General features: G+C 48.4%; 12 protein-coding genes and 6 tRNA genes. 5 read left to right on the plus strand and 13 right to left on the minus strand.

Annotated elements, in window-relative coordinates; translation table 11 throughout:
* Positions 1–80 precede the first annotated feature (80 nt).
* Positions 81–3611, minus strand: a complete 3531-nt coding sequence (locus tag ACOJUO_RS01455) for an AAA family ATPase (protein WP_422138718.1) — start codon at positions 3609–3611, stop codon at positions 81–83.
* A 433-nt stretch (positions 3612–4044) separates the two neighbouring features.
* On the opposite strand from ACOJUO_RS01455, the gene ACOJUO_RS01460 reads away from it, so the two are divergent.
* The gene (locus ACOJUO_RS01460) at positions 4045–5043 is read left to right on the plus strand and encodes a nucleoid-associated protein (RefSeq protein WP_422138719.1); all 999 of its coding nucleotides are present in this window, start codon (positions 4045–4047) and stop codon (positions 5041–5043) included.
* 395 nt (positions 5044–5438) lie between these two features.
* Positions 5439–6230 carry a hypothetical protein gene (locus ACOJUO_RS01465; RefSeq protein WP_422138720.1) on the plus strand — a complete coding sequence of 264 codons (792 nt, stop codon included), beginning with the start codon at positions 5439–5441 and terminating at the stop codon, positions 6228–6230.
* Here the strand turns inward: ACOJUO_RS01465 and ACOJUO_RS01470 are convergent.
* Complete coding sequence (locus ACOJUO_RS01470) at positions 6196–6888, minus strand: SAM-dependent methyltransferase (protein WP_422134932.1); 693 nt, start codon at positions 6886–6888, stop codon at positions 6196–6198. The genes ACOJUO_RS01465 and ACOJUO_RS01470 overlap by 35 nt on opposite strands.
* 197 nt (positions 6889–7085) lie before the next feature.
* Between ACOJUO_RS01470 and ACOJUO_RS01475 the strand changes: the two genes are divergently transcribed.
* Both ACOJUO_RS01475 and ACOJUO_RS01480 read left to right on the plus strand, forming a co-directional pair.
* On the plus strand, positions 7086–7271 hold the full coding sequence (locus ACOJUO_RS01475; RefSeq protein WP_422134933.1) for a DUF3094 family protein: 186 nt from the start codon (positions 7086–7088) through the stop codon (positions 7269–7271).
* A gap of 128 nt (positions 7272–7399) precedes the next feature.
* Entirely contained in the window at positions 7400–8719 is a 1320-nt protein-coding gene (locus tag ACOJUO_RS01480) for an NAD(P)/FAD-dependent oxidoreductase (protein ID WP_422138721.1), read from the plus strand.
* 59 nt (positions 8720–8778) lie between these two features.
* Here the strand turns inward: ACOJUO_RS01480 and ACOJUO_RS01485 are convergent.
* The 7 genes from ACOJUO_RS01485 to ACOJUO_RS01515 all read right to left on the minus strand — a co-directional run bounded on the left by ACOJUO_RS01485 (position 8779) and on the right by ACOJUO_RS01515 (position 10283).
* Positions 8779–8854 (minus strand) — tRNA-Lys (locus tag ACOJUO_RS01485).
* 57 nt (positions 8855–8911) lie between these two features.
* A tRNA-Asn gene (locus ACOJUO_RS01490) sits at positions 8912–8987 on the minus strand.
* Between the two features lie 7 nt (positions 8988–8994).
* Positions 8995–9070, minus strand: a tRNA-Lys gene (locus ACOJUO_RS01495).
* 56 nt (positions 9071–9126) lie between these two features.
* Positions 9127–9202, minus strand: a tRNA-Asn gene (locus ACOJUO_RS01500).
* Positions 9203–9208: 6 nt separating this feature from the next.
* Positions 9209–9284 (minus strand) — tRNA-Lys (locus ACOJUO_RS01505).
* Between the two features lie 67 nt (positions 9285–9351).
* Positions 9352–9427 (minus strand) — tRNA-Asn (locus ACOJUO_RS01510).
* A gap of 253 nt (positions 9428–9680) precedes the next feature.
* Positions 9681–10283, minus strand: coding sequence for a peroxiredoxin (locus ACOJUO_RS01515; protein WP_422138722.1), 603 nt, complete (start codon positions 10281–10283; stop codon positions 9681–9683).
* 483 nt (positions 10284–10766) lie between these two features.
* Here ACOJUO_RS01515 and bfr point away from each other — a divergent pair, with 483 nt between their 5' ends.
* The gene (bfr, locus tag ACOJUO_RS01520; protein WP_422134993.1) at positions 10767–11240 is read left to right on the plus strand and encodes a bacterioferritin; all 474 of its coding nucleotides are present in this window, start codon (positions 10767–10769) and stop codon (positions 11238–11240) included.
* 41 nt (positions 11241–11281) lie between these two features.
* On the opposite strand, the gene grxD is transcribed toward bfr, so the two are convergent.
* The 4 genes from grxD to ACOJUO_RS01540 all read right to left on the minus strand — a co-directional run bounded on the left by grxD (position 11282) and on the right by ACOJUO_RS01540 (position 22572).
* A complete protein-coding gene (gene grxD, locus ACOJUO_RS01525; protein WP_422134994.1) occupies positions 11282–11614 on the minus strand; it encodes a Grx4 family monothiol glutaredoxin in 333 nt (110 codons plus the stop codon).
* A gap of 296 nt (positions 11615–11910) precedes the next feature.
* Complete coding sequence (locus ACOJUO_RS01530) at positions 11911–17145, minus strand: hypothetical protein (RefSeq protein WP_422138723.1); 5235 nt, start codon at positions 17143–17145, stop codon at positions 11911–11913.
* Between the two features lie 380 nt (positions 17146–17525).
* A complete protein-coding gene (locus ACOJUO_RS01535; protein ID WP_422138724.1) occupies positions 17526–20867 on the minus strand; it encodes a hypothetical protein in 3342 nt (1113 codons plus the stop codon).
* A complete protein-coding gene (locus tag ACOJUO_RS01540) occupies positions 20860–22572 on the minus strand; it encodes a hypothetical protein (protein WP_422138725.1) in 1713 nt (570 codons plus the stop codon). Before ACOJUO_RS01540 ends, ACOJUO_RS01535 begins: the two co-directional genes overlap by 8 nt.
* Between the last annotated feature and the right edge of the window lie 273 nt (positions 22573–22845).

Consider the following 22845-nt stretch of genomic DNA (forward strand, 5'->3'; position numbering starts at 1 on the left):
AGTGGCGCAACGAGAACAGCAAAAAGTTCAACCAGAAAAAACCTGAAGCACCCGGCTTCAGGTTTTTTTACTATGAACGCTTATTTATACAAGTCATCGTCATCATAGTCTTCATATAAGTTTGCTGCTCCTTGTGGCACTCCTGCTGCTCCAGATGACACTGATGCAGAGGGGGGTGTATCCCGAAAACGGAATTCAGTTCCGGCCTGACTTGACCGCTTGTGAAAATCTTCATAACGGCGAATTTCTCCATCCCCGACACTGCGCCTCGCTGTGCGCATGGCTTTCTCAAAATGACTGCGCGTTAACATGCAACTCTCAAGGGACTCGTCAACGTCCATTGCATCACTTTGAGCTCTCAGCGAGCTACGACTGCTAATGTATTCCCTGACAGCATGTTGTATTGCAGACTGGCAGATTTCGTTAATATCGGCTCCGGAGAAACCCTTGGTTACGTCAGCCAGCTGCTTTAACTGAACATCACCCTCTATCGGGGTGTTACGCAGGACAGCTTCGAAAATATGCAATCGGCTTTCATGATCTGGCAGTGGAATGTAGATATGCTTGTCGAAACGGCCTGGTCGCATAAGAGCTTTGTCAAGAATATCGGGTCTGTTGGTGGCGGCGATGATATAAATGTTATTCCGTTCAGCTATACCATCAATCTCGATTAACAGTTGGTTCAGGACGCGATCGCTTGCGCCATTGGCGTCACCTAATGAAGATCCCCTGGAGGACGCCAGAGAATCAATTTCATCAAAAAACAGGATGCAGGGTGCTGCCTGCCTGGCTTTGTCAAAAAGGTCACGTACATTATGCTCTGATTCGCCAAACCACATAGTCAACAACTCTGGCCCTCTTATGGCAATGAAGTTAGCCTGGCAATCGTTAGCCAAGGCTTTGGCTAACTGTGTTTTGCCACAACCAGGGGGACCATAGAGAAGTACACCCCGTGCCAGTTTCTGACCAAAATGCTTCAGCAGCTCGGGCCATTGAAGGGGGTAGCGTATCATTTCCAGCAATTCATTTTTGACATCCTTCATGCCGCCTATGTCTTCCCAGGTCACATTGGGTATCTCGACAAAGGTTTCTCTGAGAGCTGACGGGTTGGAGGATTTGAGAGCCTGATCAAAATGAGCCTGGGTGATTTCCAGACTATCTAACAACTCGGCATCAACGTTCTGTTCATCATCGAGGGTGCTAATGTCTATTTTTTCCCTTATACAAAGCATTGCGGCATTGGTGATAAGCTGCGTGATGTCAGCGCCGGTGAACCCATGGCAGACTTTTGCAATCTTTTCCAAATCCACGTCGTCGGACAGTTTTTTGTCTCTGGTATGAACCTGAAGGATTTCCAGGCGACCGGTTTCGTCAGGAACGCCGATATGAATCTCTTTATCAAAGCGGCCAAAACGACGCAGTGCCTGATCAATCGAATTGACTCTGTTAGTGGCGGCCAGAATCATAACCTGCCGCCTGGACTGCAAACCGTCCATAAGGGTAAGCAACTGACCGACAACGCGCCGCTCTACTTCACCCGGGGTTTTGTCACGCTTTGGGGCTATCGAATCAATTTCATCGATAAAAATAATGGCAGGGCTGTTTTTTTCAGCTTCTTCAAAAGCCCTTCTCAGATTGGATTCTGACTCACCTGCCACTTTGCCCATTATCTCCGGGCCGTTAATCAGAAAGAGGAAGGCGCCACTCTCGTTGGCAACAGCCCGGGCAATCAGTGTTTTTCCATTCCCCGGTGGTCCACTTAGTAGTATTCCTTTTGGAGGACTGACATTCAGGGTATTGAAAAGTTGTGGGTATCGCATTGGCAGCTCAATAATTTCCCGTATCGTTTGAATCTGTGGTCTGAGCCCACCAATATCATCATAACCAACATCCGCAATTGAAGACGGATCCTGCCGCTCGACGGGTTCGCCTTCACAGTGAACAGTTGTGTCCTGGGCAACTATACACCCACCTTCCGGGTCTGTTTCCATCACCCGGAAATGAACGGTTCGCAAGCCAGCACTTATAGGGATAACGTCGTTTTTACTGACAGGTCGGTACGCCTCTAGAAAAAATGGCTTCAAAAACACATCAAACAAGTTGCCGGTTATACCTTCAAGGCTATCTTTTATTGGCAATATGCCCACTCGTTTACCATAGGGCAGCATAGGGAGTTGGGAGACTTTGACGATATCGCCTAACCTCACCTTAAGGTTGTTACGGACTGCCCTGTGCATCCTGATACAGCCAGATGGCTGATTTGCATCCGATATAGCAACAGCTATAGTGGTTTTTCTTACTTTGCCGGTTAGCAGGACAGAGTCTCCACGATAAATTTGTAACCCAGCCATTTCATCTTCTGACATTGTAACTACGGAGTACTCATCACTGGGACTCTCATCAACCAAAAGCCGTCTGGAAATTGCCTTACGTGCTGGAGCCGAGGCAGGAGCGGGCGGGGCAGGAAACTGCTGTTCCGACATGCTTCCCTCGCCAGGGTCTCCGCCGCCATGAGGGGACTGGCTGACGGGCCCTGGAGATCTTTCTGCTGGCTCCTCAGGTAAATTTTCGAGAGGTTCGCAGGGAGGAGATGCTCCTGGACCCCGTGGCACTTTACGAATTCGCCAGTGCCACTGATGCCAGCCACCTCCGGCAGCCAGTCTGGGGCCAAAATACTCTGGATAAAGGTATTCAAGCCAGCTCTGGAAGTGCATTGATAGTAGCCGCTGGTATTCTTCCTTACTGATGTAATGAACCTGTTTGTTCTCATCCAGCCTGTAAAAGACGTTACCATTATGATCAACCGCTCTGGTGGCCGCTACCTGTCCACTGGCCGGAATCAGTGCTGGATTCTGGTCACTCCAGGGGGGTGTATCTTCGAATAATGGGGCAATAGTTTCTGACAGGTCCAGAATCCATCCACTTCCATCATCCAGGCCCCAGCTCAGACAGGGTTCATCATCGCAATTCCCGGGAATAAGATTGATTGTCGTTTTAGTATCCCGTGTTATGCCACCTATTGAGCCAGGAGGCCCGGGCAGGAAATCGCCATTTTGACCGGGAACAGGTTGTCCCGGCTTCCATTGTAAACTCGTGTCAGGGACTGATATGTGGACTGGCACACCTTCATCACCGACCTTCACCTGTGTCTGTTCAGGGTAGGGTTCTGGCCTGCTTTTGCCGGGTAAAAGCCAGGTCCATTGATCCGGGTCTCTCCGGTCGGGGGCCAATGTCATATCCAGCTCCCCTGGCAACGGCAGGCAGCCCGACTTGTAAGCAAGGAGGGGGTCTTCAGGCTCGATGCAAAAGGATGGTTCAGTCCCGGCTTTCTGATGGGTGCCAGAATGAGAAAAACGATTGAAGTAGGTATGGTATGCAAGAGGGAGTAAGAGGATAGGCAGTGAAATACCGGATGGATTATAAATGCCCGGAGCGGTACTGGCATACCCCGTCGACACGAGTGTCCCGCTCTGCCCGGAAAAGGTTTTGACAGGTGTCACCAGAAACGAAATGCCAAGAAATATTAGCGGCAATTTGATATCGATGCCGCTCAGATGAAGGTTGTCTGATCGCCGGGAGATAGTGAACACGGACAGAATAAAATAGAACATAACCTATTACTTATATCATCCTGTGTAGGGCTCAGGCCCACTGACTGGCCTTTGCCGTTTGTACAAGGCTCTATATATAGCACCGCACTGGCTGGCGTGCCATGAACAGAGATGGCGGTAGTCAATATTTGTATGAAATAGTCAATACAAGACTGATGTCGCTTGCTATGAATTACCCCGACGAGCCAAGGAATTAGCTCACTTCGGATAGCTATTTTACGAAACTGCAGCACGCCAAAATCGAGGGACAATTCATCTCCTTAAAATCAGCTCTGACAGTTTTACCATTAACAGGGTGAAAACGAAGGGTTTCTTGTGTATGTTTTGCCATAGCAGGCTCCGGTTTGCTTCTTCCGAAGCTTACTTTTGTTCGAACCTGCTCTAAGAAATTTTTGGGTTAGACGATCCTCACTGCGTTCAAGACTATTAACTTATGGCCATACAACAAATCATTGTCCACCAGCTGAAACAGGTCCCCGACAGTGACTCCCTGACTGCTGTTCCGGCAAATCACAGCCTGCCCCCCACTCCGGCCCTGGAAGCCATGCTGGACGACCTGATGCAAACTTACAACAAGAAACAGGACAAACAGTATGGCCAGTTCAACCCCGATGCCGAAAGCCCTTTCCCAACTGAACTGGGTGATTACCTGGCAGAAAAGATGGACTTTACAGCCCTGACCCGCAATACCCTGAACCAGCTTCTGGAAAAGCTCGATCAGGCCGGAGCACTGGGTGGGGGCTACCTGCTGTTTGCTGATTATCAGCAGGGCCTGACCCGATACTTCATGCTCTGCATGCTAACCAGTAATGTCAGCATAACCGTGACAGATGATCTTGCTATTCAGGATGTAGCCTATCTGGATACAGCCAGAATGCCACTGGCCTGCCGCATTAATATCACCGAATGGCAGGGTAACGAGAACAGTGGTCGTTATCTCTCATTCCTGCGTCCCCGCGGTGGCCGACGTCTGAGCGATGTATTTCAGGAAGCTCTGGGCTGCAATGAAACCAGTAACAGCAAGGAAGAAGCTGACACACTGGTCAGTGCTGTAAAGGAGTACGCCAGGGAAGCGCCTTCTCTGGAAAATCACAAGGAAGTCAGCCGACAGGTCTACGACTTCTGCCAAACCAAAATGGATGATGGCGATGCCCTAACTCTGGATGAACTTACCGGCTATCTGAGTGAAGCGGGCTCCGATGATTTTGCCCGCTTCGTCAACACCCGCGACTACGACATGAGTCAACCTATGGCTCCGGAAAAACGCACTCTAACCAAACTGGTTAAGTATACCGGTCGCAGCAAAGGTCTTAACATTGCCTTTGATGCCGAGCTGCTCGGTACCCAGGTGGTGTACAACAAAGATCTGAATCAGCTCGTGATCAAGGAAGTTCCTGACAAGCTCAAGGAACAGCTGGAAGGCAATAACTGACATCACAGTCGTATTTGCATGCTCTCATAAGCATTGACAGGTCTTCTAGGAGCCTGACCGAGAATAGCGCCCGTCTAGGCGACCCCGTAGCGAGGACGGCAGAAAATTGAGGATGAAAATTCGGTTTTGTGAGGAGAATAGCGAGCTATTTGACGAACAAAAGCGGATTTTCAGACCAATTTGCTACCGCCGTACGACTGCATGGATGCAAGAGCTAGAGCAACGCAGGAGCAGTTGCCGCGTAGGGCAGTCTATTCTCGGTCAGGCTCCTGGTATGGCTGTTCACTGTCTTTGAGGGCTGCAAATGTCGATAAGCTGCTTCTGGATTGTCAGGTTAAGTGACAGCCGGGATATCCGATACATAAGGGATGATTTAACTGTTTCCGGACCCCGCAATGTCTAAAGCTCACTTACTGACCGCACTGCTTTTCCTTCTGACTTTTATGAACCAGGCTATGTCCTCAGAGTCGGCTGCCAAAAACAACAACCTGACCCCAGAGCACCTTTTGAAGCAGGAGTTATTGCTGAATCAGCTGATCGAAAATATTCACTTGCTCCAGATCGATTTTCTCAACAAGGACGCCAGAATGAAAATGCAGGACAATCTGGCTCTGCTGAACCAGAGCATCCCGGCCTTGCCGGAAAAGTCCAACGATCAGGAAACTTCGAAGTTGCTATCATCGACCCTGAGTCTATGGCCTATCATTAGCCGACACGCCGCCTGGATGGCTGACTTGCCCGCTCACTCCCGTCCCCCTGAGGCCACTACACTGCTTCTGGCCTTGGCCAGACTGGATAGAAAGTTATTGCTTCTCAGACAAGAAATCCTGACCAGCAAACCACACAAAAATGAAAAGCTCGATTTTCTTGAGCAGGCATTACTCATGCAACGCCTGTCCCGTCACTATCTCAGCCTGACTCTTTCCGAGTTAAATGAAGACAAGAGCGCTTCCGGTCGGCTTCAGCTGCAAACACTGGCTCGACATTTCGAACAGAAGTTGTCCAGGCTGGGTCAAGAATACGGCGACCACGCCCATGCGGCCAAACCGATCAAACAAGCTCAGGCGACATGGAATTTCATCAAGGTGGGATTAGAGCAATTTCCGGATAAACCGATTCCTGAAATGATCGCTCGCTATGGCAGCAGCGTCGTCAAACGCATGACTTCTGCACACAAGATGTTCTGACCTGCAAAAATATATCCGCTTCCCCCCACGGGAAGCGAGCAGAAAAGCGTTCACTCTGTTCAAAAATACCCGGTATGGGGCAATAATCCTGGAGCGGATAGCTGACAGAAATCACTTTACTCCCGGGTTTAAGGGCCAGCATTCTCAGCGTCAGACATCGAATAGTGAGATCATCCAGATTGGATGCATAAAGATAAACGACCGTCGCCCCCGAAAGATCCGCCTCCAGATAATCCCCCTCAATAACGGTTAGTTTATCCAGCTTCATTCTACCACTGAGACGCCGGAGTCTCAGACAAAACGTGGGAATCTGCTCAATCGATGTCACTCGAACACCTGCAAAAGCAGCCATCCAGAGAGAGGTAAAACCGCTGCCTGCACCCAATTCAAAAACGTGGTCCCGGGACGTTAATCCAGACTTTTCACAGATATCATCAAGCACTGTTAAAGGTGTTTCACCGTAAAGATATAAATCATCTGACTTTTTCTTAATCAGGAAACGCTTACTGACCTGAAAAGGGCTGTCCAGCAGGTATCGAAGCTTCAACCCAAGATAGGCTTTGAGGAATGTGCGATGGGATGAGAAACGACGAAATACCCTGTATAGTTCGACCCACTCGAAATATTGAACTTTTAACGCCAATAAAAACAGTTTCACCCGCTGCGCCCAGTTTTCATACCGTTTAAACTAGATTGATCGAGAGCTTGAGCCCAGTCAACCGTGATTGATTGGTTAATTAGTACACAAGTTCAAATTATTTTAGGCTTTTCTCAGTCAAATTCAGGTTATCTATTGGCAGATTGACTGCTTAAATAGCATACTCTAATGTGCTGACCGAGGATACGGAGTGGCAAATGGAAAAAATCCAGACCCGTCTATACCCTGAAGATCAGGCCAAAGTTGACCGTTTTATCAGCACTGGGACCAATGCGACAGAGCGCAGCCGCTTCAGACCCTTAAAGCTGATGTTCTGGCTGAGCTTTTTGATTGTCATACTTGGTGTTCTCAGCCGTCTGATAGGCGTTTTTATCCTGGGCTGAGTCAGCCTGAATAGCTGTAGGGTGTGTTCTCAATCAGTTTTCCGCTCTTTCTAACCATAAAGCCAAGAAGAGAGCTGGGGATTTCAGACTGATTCAAAACACTCCTTTATAAAAATAGAGAGAATGAAGTGACTGACCAGCTGCATAAAATAGTAATTGTTGGAGGAGGTGCCGGAGGGCTCGGATTAGCCACCAAACTGGGAAAAAAACTGGGCAAGAAGAAGAAAGCCCGAATTACCCTGGTGGATGTTCGAAAAACGCATTTCTGGAAACCCCTTTTGCATGAAGTGGCCGCAGGCTCCCTGAATGCTTTTGAAGATGAGCTGAGCTATTTGGCTCAGGCCAAATGGAATCATTTCCACTTTCTACCCGGAAGAATGTGCGGTCTGGACCGGGATAATAAAACCATTACCCTCGCTCCTATTAACGACGAAGCCGGACAAGAGGTCGTTCCCGAGCGCAGCTTGGAGTACGATGACCTGGTCATCTGTTTGGGCAGCACCGCCAACGACTTTAATACACCAGGTGCAGTGGATCACTGCCTGTTTCTGGACAACCGGGAACAAGCAGAAAGAGTACATACAACGCTTCTGAATCATTACCTTCATGCCCAGGCTTCCCATGAGAAATCACCTGAGTTAAACATCGCCATCATTGGTGCCGGAGCGACAGGTGTGGAACTGGCAGCAGAACTTCACTACGCAGCCATAGAACTGGCCCGATATGGCCTGGACGCGATTCAGCCAAACAAAGTAAACATCACTGTCATAGAAGGCAGCGAACGAATACTGCCTGTCCTGCCCGTTCGTATCAGCAGCAGTGTTCACAAACAGCTGCAGAAAATGGGGATTGTTATACAAACCCATCAGCTGGTCAGTGAAATTACTGACAAAGGCCTGAATACAAAAAGCGGTGACTTTATCAACTCCGATCTCAGTATCTGGGCCGCAGGCATCAAAGCGCCAGCATTCCTGAAAGACATCGCCGGCCTTGAAACCAATCGAATTAACCAGCTAGTGGTCAGACCCACCCTGCAATCTACATTGGATGATCACATTTACGCACTGGGTGACTGCGCCAGCTGCACACTGACAAACAGTAACGGCGAACCGTTCACTATACCTCCAAGAGCCCAGGCTGCTCACCAGCAGGCTGAGTTGCTGACCAAGAGCCTGACAGGAAAAGTTCTGGAGGGTGAGGCACCTTTAACCTTTACCTACAAAGACTACGGTTCTCTGATCTCTCTGAGTCGTTTCAGTGCCGTAGGTAATTTGATGGGAACCATCACAGGCGGCGATATGATGGTGGAAGGCAGGATGGCCAAGATGTTTTATATCAGCCTCTACCGAATGCATCAGGTAGCTCTGTTTGGACGATTGAGGACTGGAGCCCTGATTATCAAAGACTTTATCGGGAAAACGACACGCCCCCATCTAAAGCTGCATTGATTTATTTTTAGCATGCAAAAAACAAAAAGCCGGTTCTTTGAACCGGCTTTTTGTTGATTTGGTGGGTCGTGTAGGATTCGAACCTACGACCAATTGGTTAAAAGCCAACTGCTCTACCAACTGAGCTAACGACCCTTGATGCTTAATGAACACGCAGTTCAGGAAACAAACTCTTGCATGAGAGTGAGAATATGGCTCCCCGAGCTGGACTCGAACCAGCGACCCAATGATTAACAGTCATTTGCTCTACCAACTGAGCTATCGGGGAATAAAAGTGGTGGGTCGTGTAGGATTCGAACCTACGACCAATTGGTTAAAAGCCAACTGCTCTACCAACTGAGCTAACGACCCACTGAACTTTCTGAATACGCAATCCAGAAAGCTAACCCTTGCTAAGGAGTTTAAAATGGCTCCCCGAGCTGGACTCGAACCAGCGACCCAATGATTAACAGTCATTTGCTCTACCAGCTGAGCTATCGGGGAAGAAATTGGTGGGTCGTGTAGGATTCGAACCTACGACCAATTGGTTAAAAGCCAACTGCTCTACCAACTGAGCTAACGACCCAAGCCGTCTATTAAACACGCAGTTCAATAAACATTCAACTCTTCAATCAAAAGTGATTAGAAAGAGCTGGCTCCCCGAGCTGGACTCGAACCAGCGACCCAATGATTAACAGTCATTTGCTCTACCAACTGAGCTATCGGGGAATCGTTGTCGACGATGCTTTGCGTCATCACCTAACGGCAGCGAATATTAATGAGATTTCCGGCTGAGTCAAGTCCTTCTCCTCAGCTTTGTTCAAAAAGTTTCTGAAAAAAAGCACTGGAAATAACTTGCTGATCTATAAAACAGGAGCCGAACGCCCGTAAGTTCTGGGCCTGTTCTCTAATACGCACCAACAGAAAAAAAAGCCGCCCGCAGGCGACTTTCTTTTCAATCATCAAATGACGAAGTCTGTAATTACAGGCCTTCAGCACTCTCAGACAGGTACTTGGCAACACCCGCAGGGGACGCGTCCATACCCTTATCACCTTTGCTCCAGCCAGCCGGGCAAACTTCACCGTGCTCTTCGTGGAATTGCAGAGCGTCAACCAGACGGACCAGCTCATCCATGTTACGACCCAGAGGCAGATCGTTAACCATCTGTGAGCGCACAACACCGTCCTTATCAATGAGGAAAGCACCACGGAAAGCGACACCGCCCTCAGACTCAACGTCGTAGGCTTTACAAATGTCGTGAGCCATGTCAGCGGCCAGAGTGTACTTAACAGGACCGATGCCACCTTCACTGACAGGCGTATTACGCCACGCGTTGTGAGTGAAGTGAGAGTCAATGGAAACACCGATAACTTCAACGTTGCGCTCTTTGAACGCATCGATGCGGTGATCCAGAGCGATCAGCTCGGATGGACAAACGAAAGTGAAGTCCAGTGGGTAGAAGAACAGAATACCGAACTTGCCACGAATCGCCTCGGACAGGGTAAACTCTTCAACAATCTCGCCATTGCCCAGGACGGCAGGAACAGTAAAGTCAGGAGCTTTCTTGCCAACCAGTACGCCCATGAATTTAATCTCCAAGGTTAAGTATGTATCACTGCGATCATGCAATCGTTGCAGTCATCGCAATCATTGAAGCGACATCATGATACACCTGATAACGGCCTTAGCCTATAAACCCCTGCACAAATATCTATAAATTTTCTCTTTCAAATGATAGATAAAATCTATCAAAGTCGACTAATCCATTTATTTCGGTGATCCGCTCATCCCATGCGATGGAAAATATACCCCTCTGAGACTTGATAGCGACCACAACCGATAACGCTAATAAGAAATATTCTCATTGTTTTTCAGACAGTTATCTTTGACAGAAGCCGATGAGGCTCCATACTTCCTGTGCCTGTAGTTTTTTGGAGAGAAGTATTCTACAGCTCCTGGAAATAGTTCCTGGAAAAAGTCCCTGGAAATAGTTCCTGGAAAAAGTCCCTGGAAATAGTTAATGGAATGAAAGCCCCCTTTAATTCATGACTGTATGGAGCCCCTGTTATGCAAGGCGAAAAAGGTGTTCTGGATCATCTGAATCAAGTACTTATGAATGAACTGACTGCCATTAATCAGTACTTTCTACACGCACGAATGCTAAAGAACTGGGGAGTCAACAAACTCGGCCAGTATATATATAAGGAATCCATTGACGAGATGTGGCATGCCGACTGGTTGATTGAGCGAATTCTTTTTCTGGAAGGCATGCCTGACTTCAAATACATGCAAAAGCCGATCATTGCCGCAGACGTTAAAGGCATTCTGGAAGCTGACCTGCAACAGGAGTTGAAAGCGATTCCACCTCTGAAGGATGCCATCGATGTCTGTGAAAAGGTGGGTGATTACGGCTCACGCCAGTTACTGGAAAAAATTCTGGCTGCGGAAGAAGAGCATATGGATAGTCTGGAAGTCCATCTGTACCGTATCAAAACCATGGGAATGGAAAATTATCTGCTCTCTCAGAGTGAGGAAGACTAGGCGGGAGGATTCTGTCCTCCCCACCTTGAAGAAGGCTGAAATTATTCAGCACCTTCCTCTTTGCCGACAGCAGCCTTGATCATCTTCTGAAGGTCGCCGCTGTTGTACATCTCGATCAAAATGTCGCTGCCACCCACCAGCTCCCCCTTAATCCAGAGCTGCGGGAAGGTTGGCCAGTTGGCGTATTTTGGCAGGTTGGCACGAATTTCCGGGTTAGCCAGAATGTCTACGAATGCGAACTGCTCGCCACAAGCCATCAGAACCTGCACAGCTTTGGAGGAAAATCCGCACTGAGGCAGCTTGGGAGAACCTTTCATATAGAGCAGAATGTCATGTGTTTCAATCTGCTCTTTAATTTGATCCATGATATCCATGAAATCACCTCATCACCGAAATGGAATCAACGGCTTTTCAAATAAGCTGTTGGAACTGGGGCTCTGCATTCTAAAGAAAATACCTGACTTACACCATTGGTTATACCGAAATCCGGTCAGATAATGACTGCCCAACCACTGCATGACCTACGGATTCAACCTTTCAGTATTCGCCTGAGCTCCTCAATTTCAGCCTCGTCAGCAAAATCTGTGGCGCATTTCTGTGTCGAAAGTGCTGGCAACCTCTTTCCAAGAAAGCTTTCTGGCCCAGTTTGCCAGAACGACACAAATCTTTTTTAGAAAATACTCCCACACCCATCAAGCAACTCCAGTTCCTGACAACTCTGATAAACATCAGGATCAACATCGGATAATAAAGGGTCTTGCTTTTTTAAACGCTCTATTTTGCTGCATGCCCGTTGCCTCCATACTTCCAGTATGTGGGTAGCGCTATCGATTTTGGCTTTTTTAAGGAGGGTCACTGTATGCATAAGCTCTATTTCATTCTCGTACTCCTCCAGTAAATTCAGTATTTCGGTGCCAAAAATTTCTGTCTGGTTCAGCTTTAACCATAAACTGGCAAAGGCCTGCTTTTCTCGTTTGTCGTCCAGAATAGCCAGAATATGAACAGGTAGCGGATTAAAGGAGGCTGCTTCAACAGCACCGTTTGCTCCCGGCTCTCCGTTTGCGGTCAGTCTGGCTTTGCGTCTTTGGATGTATACCGGGTCATCGGAATTTAAACGCCTTTGCCATTGGTCTGCTGTCACATAATAGTGTTCAGACGTCTCGGTGATTTTCAAAACAGTCCTGAACTGTTCCTCTGACCAGTTGCTGATTACCATTTTTTCATCCTGTATTTCCAGCTGTGGCATTGGAAAGCGGTAGTTTTGAACTCCGTCTCCTGGCAGTTCAACCTCAAGCCATTGCCCTTTGACGGTGAAAGACATCTCATTGAGGTTCTGCATCAACACAGCAATATAGCTCAGGGCTAACTGTTCTCCTGATGGGATAAGTCCAGTGACAGGTATCTCAACATGGTTATTGTCGGTTGTTCGCATCCCGGACAGAAAGTGATCGGGAATATCGTTATCCCAGGGTAGCAGACTATGGGTTTTGAGCAGCGCTTCGAACAGTATCTGGATGCCTTCTTTGGTAATGTCATGGGTTGTTAGTTGCAGGCAGGCTTCAAGCAGCTTGCTTAACCAATGGGTAGAATGCTCTTTTCTGAGTTTTTGCAAAGCGCTCAACGAGGGAAACAGATTGAATACAGCCCGGGCATGGCTGGTATCCAGAAAACGCAGCTGATCATCTTTTGTTAAGGGTTGCAGAATTTCCAGATAGAGCCCTTGCATATATTCGAGCTTCAGCACCGCCGACAATGGTTGCAACCGGGCTGAGTACTGCTCCCATAGTCCTTTATCCGGCAATGACTTCAGCCGCTTGGCAAAAAAGACAAAACGCTCCCTGTCTTCATCGGAAGAAAACAGAAACATTGCTCTATTTAACACGCGCAAAGGCACGGCTTTCATTGAATGGCGCCACAAAAAATGCTTATCCAGTTGATTAGCCTGAAGGTAACGTTTGACGCTTTTCCCTCCAGAAGAAGATAAAAGCCCTATCAATGATTCCAGCATCAGAACCGTTTTTGTCTCTTTATGGTATTGGCAGAACTGTTTTAAAACTGTCCATGTTAGCGACCAGTCTGGCTTAGGGGTGGAAAGATAAAGAGCGACTGTTTTTATCTGGCGACTGCATTTGTCCTCTTCATCATCTGAGTCGCTATTGTATTCGTCATCTCCTTCATTATCCGGGTTGCTGTGTTCTCCGGTAAGTTCTGTAAGCAGTAACTGTTTCAGTTGTGTTTCCCAGTGTTGCAGCATCTTGATAGCAGGCAGCCCTTCTGATACTAGGAGCCTGAGCATTATTTGCAGTAGCCTGTGATTGAGCGCCCCTCGGCAACCTATCCAGTCCAGCACTTTTTTCACAGACTCATGTTTGGGCAAGCCTTGGCCGTGATTCATAGAGGAGAAAACGCGGAGCAGCTTCATATTGAGTTCGCCACCCTTGTGTTTCCATTCAGGCCAGCCGAGCACCTCCTTCACGCTTTCATGTTTGAGCATACCTCTTCTATTGTTCATGGATGAAAAGGCGCGGAACAGTTCCATATTGAACTCGCCATCCTTGTGTTTCCATTCAGGCCAACCCAACATCTCTTTCACTTGCTCATGTTTGAGCATGCCTTTACCACTGTTCATGGATGAGAAGGAACGGAACAGATCCATAATGAACTCGCCACCCTTGTCTTTCCATTCAGACCAGGCCAACACCGCTTTCACTTCCTTTTGTTTGAGCATGCCTTTGCCACTGTTCATGGATGAGAAGGCGCGGAACAGCTCCATACTGAACTCGCCAAACTTGTCTTTCCATTCCAGCCAGCCCAGCACCTCTTTCACTTCCTCGTGTTTAATCAATCCCTTGCTGCTATTCATGGACGAGAGGGCGCGGAACAGCTCAATGTTGAACTCGCCATACTTGTCTTTCCATTCCGGCCAGCCCAGCACCTCTTTCACTTCCTGTTGTTTTAGGGTGCCTTTGCCATGATTCATAGATGAGAAGGCGCGGAACAGCTCCATACTGAACTCGCCATCCTTGTCCTTCCATTCCGGCCAGCCCATCACCTCTTTCACTTCTTTTTTTTTGAGCACGCCTTTACCATTGTTCATGGATGAGAAGGCGCGGAACAGCTCCATACTGAACTCGCCATCCTTGTCCTTCCATTCCGGCCAGCCCAGCACCTCTTTCACTTGCTCATGTTTGAGCATGCCTTTGCCATTGTTCATTGACGAGAAGGATCGGAACAACTTCGTATTAAACTCGCCATCCCTGTCTTTCCATTCCGGCCAGTTCAGCACCTCTTTCACTTCCTCTTGTTTGAGCATGCCTTTGCCACTGTTCATGGATGAGAAGGAGCGGAACAGCTCCATACTGAACTCGCCATCCTCATCTTTCCATTCCGGCCAACCCAGCACCTCTTTCACTTGCTCATGTTTGAGCATGCCTTTGCCATGATTCATAGACGAGAAGGAGCGGAACAGCTCAATGCTTAACTCGCCATCCTTGTCTTTCCATTCCGGCCAGCCCAGCACCTCTTTGACTTCCTCATGTTTAATCATGCCCTTGCTGCTATTCATAGACGAGAAGGCGCGGAACAGCTCCATACTGAACTCGCCATCCTTGTCCTTCCATTCTGGCCAGTCCAGCACCTCCTTGACTTCCTCATGTTTAATCATGCCCTTGCTGCTATTCATAGATGAGAAGGAGCGGAACAGCTCTATACTGAACTCGCCATCCTTGTCCTTCCATGCCGACCAGCCCAACACCGCTTTCACTTCCTTTTGTTTGAGCATGCCTTTGCCACTATTCATGGATGAAAAGGCGCGGAACAGCTCCATACTGAACTCGCCAAACTTGTCCTTCCATTCCGGCCAGCCCAGCACCTTTTTCACTTCCTTTTTTTTGAGCACGCCTTTACCATTGTTCATGGATGAGAAGGCGCGGAACAGCTCCATACTGAACTCGCCATCGTTGTCTTTCCATTCCGGCCAGCCCAACATCGCTTTCACTTCCTCTTGTTTGAGCATGCCTTTACCACTGTTCATGGATGAGAAGGAGCGGAATAGCTCAATACTGAACTCGCCAACCTTGTCTTTCCATTCCGACCAGGCCAGCACTTCTTTCACTTCTTCATGTTTAATCATGCCTTTACCACTGTTCATGGATGAGAAGGCGCGGAACAGTTCCATACTGAACTCGCCATCCTTGTCTTTCCACTCCGGCCAGCCCAACACCTCTTTCACTTGCTCATGTTTGAGGATGCCTTTGGCATGATTCATAGACGAGAAGGATCGGAACAACTTCGTATTAAACTCACCATCCCTGTCTTTCCATTCTGGCCAGCCCAGTATTGCTTTCACTTGTTCATGTGTGGGCACGCCTTTGCCATTATTCATGGACGAGAAAGAAGTCACTACATCTAAACTCGCTAAATATTCGAGTTCATCCTGGCTACGCTCTGCAAAACTACGGATATGTTTTTTGCTATTATCCAGCATGCCGGTCAACATGCCTGTATTTTTGAAGTTTTCAGAAAGGTACCCAAAAAAGGCGGCGGCATTATCGAAGAAACCATTAAAAGAATCTCTATCTACGAAACCAAGCAGCTTATAAAAGGTCTTTTTTACAGTGATGTTTTTTTTCTTGAATATCACCATCAGGGTTTGCACTTTTTTCAGCTCTTCCTGACTTAATTCGTACTTGATATTTGCTTTTATTTTTTCTAACGGATCATCGGGAATTTGAGTGTCTGGCGGTTTCTTTTTTTTGGCCGCTGGTTCAGCAACAGCTGTTGAATTATTTCTCTTTCTACCCGGGCCTTTCTTTTTTTTCGGAGCGGGTTCTGGTGAATCCGGTTCTGCTTCTTCCCGGATTCGTCTTACCCTTTTGTTACCTTGAATGCCCGACAGGCACTTGTCGCACAACAACGCTGAAGCTGCTGTCTGATTTGCTACACGTCCTAATTCCTGTGGATTCAATGCCTTGTCACACTTCGAACAAGCTACATGCGAATGTCCGGTATCCTGCTCAGCTGAGGGTTTCAGTGGGTCATCGCCTCCACGACCATTGGCGCCTGTCGAACCGGTTCCCCTGTTACGGGCAGCAGATCCGCTTGTCTGGCCGGTCTGAACTGTTGTCGCGGTCGTTGATGCTTTGGTCGTTCGGGAGGATGAATTCTTTTTCCCGTTACCCGTCTGTCGGCCAGAATATTTGCCAGAAACCATCTCACGGTAAACTCTGAGTTCCTGATCATTCTCTGCCAGCCATGTTTGAACCAGCCCCGGTTGAATCGTGCCAGGGTCTGACCTTTCCAGATCAAGAAGATCGGCTTCAATCACCATGATCCGGTCTGACAAAATTCGGGACAGGGTGGTCTGGCCTGTTATAATCGCCCATAGTCGTTTGATTTGTAATATTATAAGCAGTTGCTTTTTTTGCTGCAGACAAGTTTGGACAGGATCAGGAATAAGGGTAAGGACAGGTTGAGGCTTTGGGTCAGGACTCCGGCTGTTTCCGTCAGGTGGCTTATCGCCATCATCTCCTCCGGCGGCGCCCCTGGCGATCAGTCCATTAGAAGTGTTCTCCAGAACTTCAGGGGGCTCGTAAAACTCCAACAACTCGTTCCCACACTCCGGAGGCTGTCGCAAAAGCCCAACAACTCGTTCCCACGCTCCGAGGTCGTCATTCCCGCGTAGGCGGGAATCCAGCGCCAACGGTGGATCCCTGCCTTCTCGGGGATGACAAGGCCAGGGGGGCACCGGGCAGTATGGTTCTGGTGGTGAGTCAGTGTGGATTCCCGCCTTCGCGGGAATGACGAGAATGAAGCCGGGAATGACGGGAATGACGGGAATGACGGGAATGACGGGAATGACGGGAATGACGGGAATGACGGGAATGACGGGAATGACTGGAGTCAACTCGTGACACCCTCGAAGAGGATCGGGCTGTCCAGGTTCAGCCAACTTATTGGAATACAGGAAATGAGCTGGTAGCGGGCTTGAGCCGACTAATTCCAATGCATGCAGCGAATCCCCAAACAACATCGTCACTAGCACAAGCAGTGATCGGACCATCGAGCAGGCAGCTTTTTTTTGTTGTGAGCGTCTCATAGATCCCGGCTAATAAAATCAGCTTCTGTGAATCCATTCGCTAGTGGAAAAAATTCGTACGTCATCCGGCCTAGGCATGATGATTGACGTTTGCGCTAGATTTTATAGCACCGCACTGGCGAGCTTGCCATAAACGGATTTGGCAGACAGTTTGTTTTCAGAAGCTTTATCAGACGACACAAGTCTTTTTAAAAAATACTCCCACACCCATCAAGCAACTCCAGTTCCAGACAACCCTGATAAACATCAGGATCAACATCGGATAATAAAGGGTCTTGCTTTTTTAACTGTTCTATTTTGTTGCACGCCCGTTGCCGCCATGCTTCCAGTATGTGGGTAGCGGTATCGATTTTGGCTTTTTTAAGGAGGGTCACTGTATGCATAAGCTCCATTTCGCTCTCATACTCCTCCAGTAAATTCAGTATTTCGGTGCCAAAAATTTCTGTCTGGTTGAGCTTTAACCATAAACTGCCAAACGCCTGTTTTTGTGGTTCCAATTCATTCTCTGGCTGACATGCTTCAGCTTGCCTGGATTGAACGTTATCCAGTTTCTGCCATTGATCTGCAGTCAAATAATAGTGTTCAGATATCCCGGTGATTTTCAAAACAGTCTTGAACTGTTCCTCTGACCAGTTGCTGATGGCCATTTTTTCATCCTGTATTTCCAGCTGTGGCATTGGAAAGCAGTAGTTTTCAACTCCGTCACCTGGCACTTCAACCTCAAGCCACTGACCTTTGACGGTGAAAGACATCTTATTGAGCTTCTGCATCAACACAGCAATATAGCTCAGGGCCAACTGTTCTCCTGATTGGATAAGACCGGAGACAGGTATCTCAACATGGTTATTGTCGGTTGTTCGCATCCCGGACAGAAAGTGATCGGGAATATCGTTATCCCAGGGTAGAAGACTATGGGTTTTGAGCAGCGCTTCGAACAGTATCTGGATGCCTTCTTTGGTGATGTCATGGGTTTTTAGTTGCAGGCAGGCTTCAAGCAGCTTCTTTAACCAATGGGAAGAATGCTCTTTGCTGAGTTTTTGCAGGGCACTCAACGAGGGAAACAGATCAAATACAGCCCGGGCATGGCTGGCATCCAGAAAACGCAGCTGATCATCTTTTGTTAAGGGTTGCAGGATTTCCAGATAGAGCCCTTGCATATATTCGAGTTTCAGCACTCCTGACAAGGATTGCAACCGGGCTGAGTACTGCTCCCATAGTCTTTTATCCGGCAATGACTTCAGCCGCTTGACAAAATAGACAAAACGCTCCCTGTCTTCATCGGAAGAACACAGGAACATTGCTCTATTTAACACGCGCAAAGGCACGGCTTTCATTGAATGACGCCACAAAAAATGCTGATCCAGTTGATTAGCCTGAAGGTAACGTTTGACGCTTTTCCCTCCGGAAGAAGATAAAAGCCCTATCAATGATTCCAGCATCAGAGCCGTTTTAGTCTCTTTATGCAATTGGCAGAACTGTTTTAAAACCGTCCATTTTAGCGACCAGTCTGGCTTAGGGGTGGAAAGATAAAGAGCGACTGTTTTTATCTGGCGATTGTATTTATCATCTCCTTCATTATCCGGGTTGCTGTGTTCTCCGGTAAGTTCTGTAAGCAGTAACTGTTTCAGTTGTGTTTCCCGGTGTTGCAGCATCTTGATAGCAGGTAGCCCTGCTGATACCCAGAGCCTGGACATGATTTGCAGTAGCCTGTGATTGGGCGCCCCACGGCAACCTATCCAGTCCAGCACTTTTTTCACAGGCTCATGTTTGGGCAAGCCTTGGCCGTGATTCATGGACGAGAAAACGCGGAACAGCTTCATATTGAGCTCGCCACCCTTGTGTTTCCATTCAGGCCAGCCGAGCACCTCTTTCACTTTCTCATGTTTGAGCATACCTCTGCCATTATTCATGGATGAAAAGGCGCGGAACAGCTCCATATTGAACTCGCCATCCTTGTCTTTCCATTCCGGCCAGCCCAGCACCTCTTTCACTTCCTCTTGTTTGAGCATGCCTTTGCCACTATTCATGGACGAGAAGGCGCGGAACAGCTCCATATTGAACTCGCCATCCTTGTCTTTCCATTCCGGCCAGCTCAGCACCTCTTTCACTTGCTCATGCTTGAGCATGCCTTTACCATTGTTCATGGATGAGAAGGAGCGGAACAGCTCCATACTGAACTCGCCATCCTTGTCTTTCCATTCCAGCCAGCCCAGCACCTCTTTCACTTCCTCATGTTTGAGCATGCCTTTACCACTGTTCATGGATGAGAAGGAGCGGAACAGCTCAATGTTGAACTCGCCATCCTTGTCTTTCCATTCCGGCCAGCCCAGCACCTCTTTCACTTCCTCATGTTTGAGGATGCCTTTGCCATGATTCATAGATGAGAAGGCGCGGAACAGCTCCATACTGAACTCGCCATCCTTGTCTTTCCATTCCGGCCAGCCCAGCACCTCTTTCACTTCCTCATGTTTGAGCATGCCTTTGCTGCTATTCATAGACGAGAAGGCGCGGAACAGCTCCATACTGAACTCGCCATCCTTGTCTTTCCATTCCGGCCAGCCCAGCACCTCTTTCACTTGCTCATGTTTGAGCATGCCTTTACCATTGTTCATGGATGAGAAGGCGCGGAACAGCTCCATACTGAACTCGCCATCCTTGTCTTTCCATTCCGGCCAGCCCAGCACCTCTTTCACTTGCTCATGTTTGAGGATGCCTTTGCAATGATTCATAGATGAGAAGGCGCGGAACAGCTCCATACTGAACTCGCCATCCTTGTCTTTCCATTCCGGCCAGCCCAGCACCTCTTTCACTTGCTCATGTTTGAGCATGCCTTTGCCATGATTCATGGATGAGAAGGAGCGGAACAGCTCAATATTGAACTCGCCATCCTTGTCTTTCCATTCCGGCCAGCCCAGCACCTCTTTCACTTGCTCATGTTTGAGCATGCCTTTGCCACTGTTCATGGATGAGAAGGCGCGGAACAGCTCCATACTGAACTCGCCATCCTTGTCCTTCCATTCCGGCCAGCCCAGCACCTCTTTCACTTCCTCATGTTTGAGCATGCCTTTACCATTGTTCATGGATGAGAAGGAGCGGAACAGCTCCATATTGAACTCGCCATCCTTGTCTTTCCATTCCGGCCAGCCCAGCACCTCTTTCACTTGCTCATGTTTGAGCATGCCTTTGCCATTGTTCATGGATGAGAAGGAGCGGAACAGCTCCATATTGAACTCGCCATCCTTGTCTTTCCATTCCGGCCAGCCCAACACCTCTTTCACTTCCTCATGTTTGAGCATGCCTTTACTATTGTTCATGGATGAGAAGGAGCGGAACAGCTCCATACTGAACTCGCCATCCTTGTCTTTCCATTCCGACCAGCCCAGCACCTCTTTCACTTCCTCATGTTTGAGCATGCCTTTGCCATGATTCATGGATGAGAAGGCGCGGAACAGCTCCATATTGAACTCGCCATCCTTGTCTTTCCATTCCAGCCAGCCCAGCACCTCTTTCACTTCCTCATGTTTAAGCATGCCTTTGCTGCTGATTCATAGACGAGAAGGCGCGGAACAGCTCCATACTGAACTCGCCATCCTTGTCTTTCCATTCCGGCCAGCCCAGCACCTCTTTCACTTGTTCATGTTTGGGCATGCCTTTGCCACTATTCATTGACGAGAAGGATCGGAACAACTTCGTATTAAACTCGCCATCCCTGTCTTTCCATTCTGGCCAGCCCAGTATTGCTTTCACTTGTTCATGTGTGGGCACGCCTTTGCCATTATTCATGGACGAGAAAGAAGTCACTACATCTAAACTCGCTAAATATTCGAGTTCATCCTGGCTACGCTCTGCAAAACTACGGATATGTTTTTTGCTATTATTCAGCATGCTGGTCAGCATGCCTGTATTTTTGACGTTTTCAGAAAGGTGCCCAAAAAAGGCGGCGGCATTATCGAAGAAGCCATTAAAAGAATCTCTATCTACGAAACCAGACAGCTTATAAAAAGTGTTTTTTACAGTGATGTTTTTTTTCTTGAATACCGCCATCAGGGTTTGCACTTTTTCCAGCTCTTCCTGACTTAATTCGTACTTGATATTTGCTTTTATTTTTTCTAACGGATCATCGGGAATTTGAGTGTCTGGCGGTTTCTTTTTTTTGGCCGGTGGTTCAGTAGCAGCTGCTTTTGAATTATTTCTCTTTCTACCTGGCTCCTTCTTTTTTTTCGGAGCGGGTTCTGGTGAATCCGGTTCTGTTTCTTCCCGGATTCGTCTTACCCTTTTGTTACCTTGAATGCCCGACAGGCACTTGTCGCACAACAACGCTGAAGCTGCTGTCTGATTTGCTACACGTCCTAATTCCTGTGGATTCAGTGCCTTGTCACACTTCGAACAAGCGACAACCGAATTTCCGGTATTCTGCTCAGCTGAGGGTTTCTGTGGGTCATCGCCTCCACGACCATTGGCGCTTGTCGAACCGGTTCCCCTGTCACGGGCAGCAGATCCGCTTGTCTGGCCGGTCTGACCTGTTGTCGCGGTCGTTGATGCTTTGGTCGTTCGGGAGGTTGAATTCTTTTTCCCGTTACCCGTCTGTCGGCCAGAATATTTGCCAGAAACCATCTCACGGTAAACTCTGAGTTCCTGATCATTCTCTGCCACCCATGTCTGAATCAGCCCCGGTTCAATCATGCCAGGGTCTGACCTTTCCAGATCAAGAAGATCGGCTTCAATCACCATGATCCGGTCTGACAAAATCCGGGCCTGCGTGGTCTGGCCTGTCATAATCGCCCATAGTCGTTTGATTTGTAATATTATAAGCAGTTGCTTTTTTTGCTGCAGACAAGTTTGGACAGGATCAGGAATAAGGGTAAGGACAGGTTGACGCTCTGGTTCAGGACTCCCACTGTTTCCGTCAGGTGGCTTATCGTCATCATCTCCTCCGGCGGTGCCCCCGGCGATCAACGCATTGGAAGTGTTCTCCAGAACTTCAGGGGGCACGTAAAACTCCAACAACTCGTTCCCACGCTCCGGAGGGTGTCGCAAAACTCCAACAGCTCGTTCGGATGCTCTGAGGTCGTCATTCCCGCGAAGGCGGGAATCCAGCGCCAACGGTGAATATCTGCCTTCTCGGGGATGACAAGGCCATTGGGGCACCGGGCAGTAAGGTTCTGGTGGTGAGTCAGTGTGGATTCCCGCCTTCGCGGGAATGACGAGAATGAAGCCGGGAATGATGGAAGTCAACTCGTTCCCACGCTCCGGCGTGGGAATGCATATCTCCCCTGAAAGCCAGATACTACCACTTGAGATAACATATGGGCACCCACGCCCGCGACTTACAGGGCCTAAAAGCATGGGAGCCAGAGTTTTGTGACACCCTCGAAGAAAATCGGGCTGTTCAGGTTCAGCCAACTTATTGGAATACAGGAAATGAGCTGGTAGCGGGCTTGAGCCGACTAATTCCAATGCATGCAGCGAATCCCCAAACAACATCGTCACTAGCACAAGCAGTGATCG

It is taken from the genome of Endozoicomonas sp. ALC020 (genome assembly GCF_049275935.1).
Lineage (GTDB): Bacteria > Pseudomonadota > Gammaproteobacteria > Pseudomonadales > Endozoicomonadaceae > Endozoicomonas_A.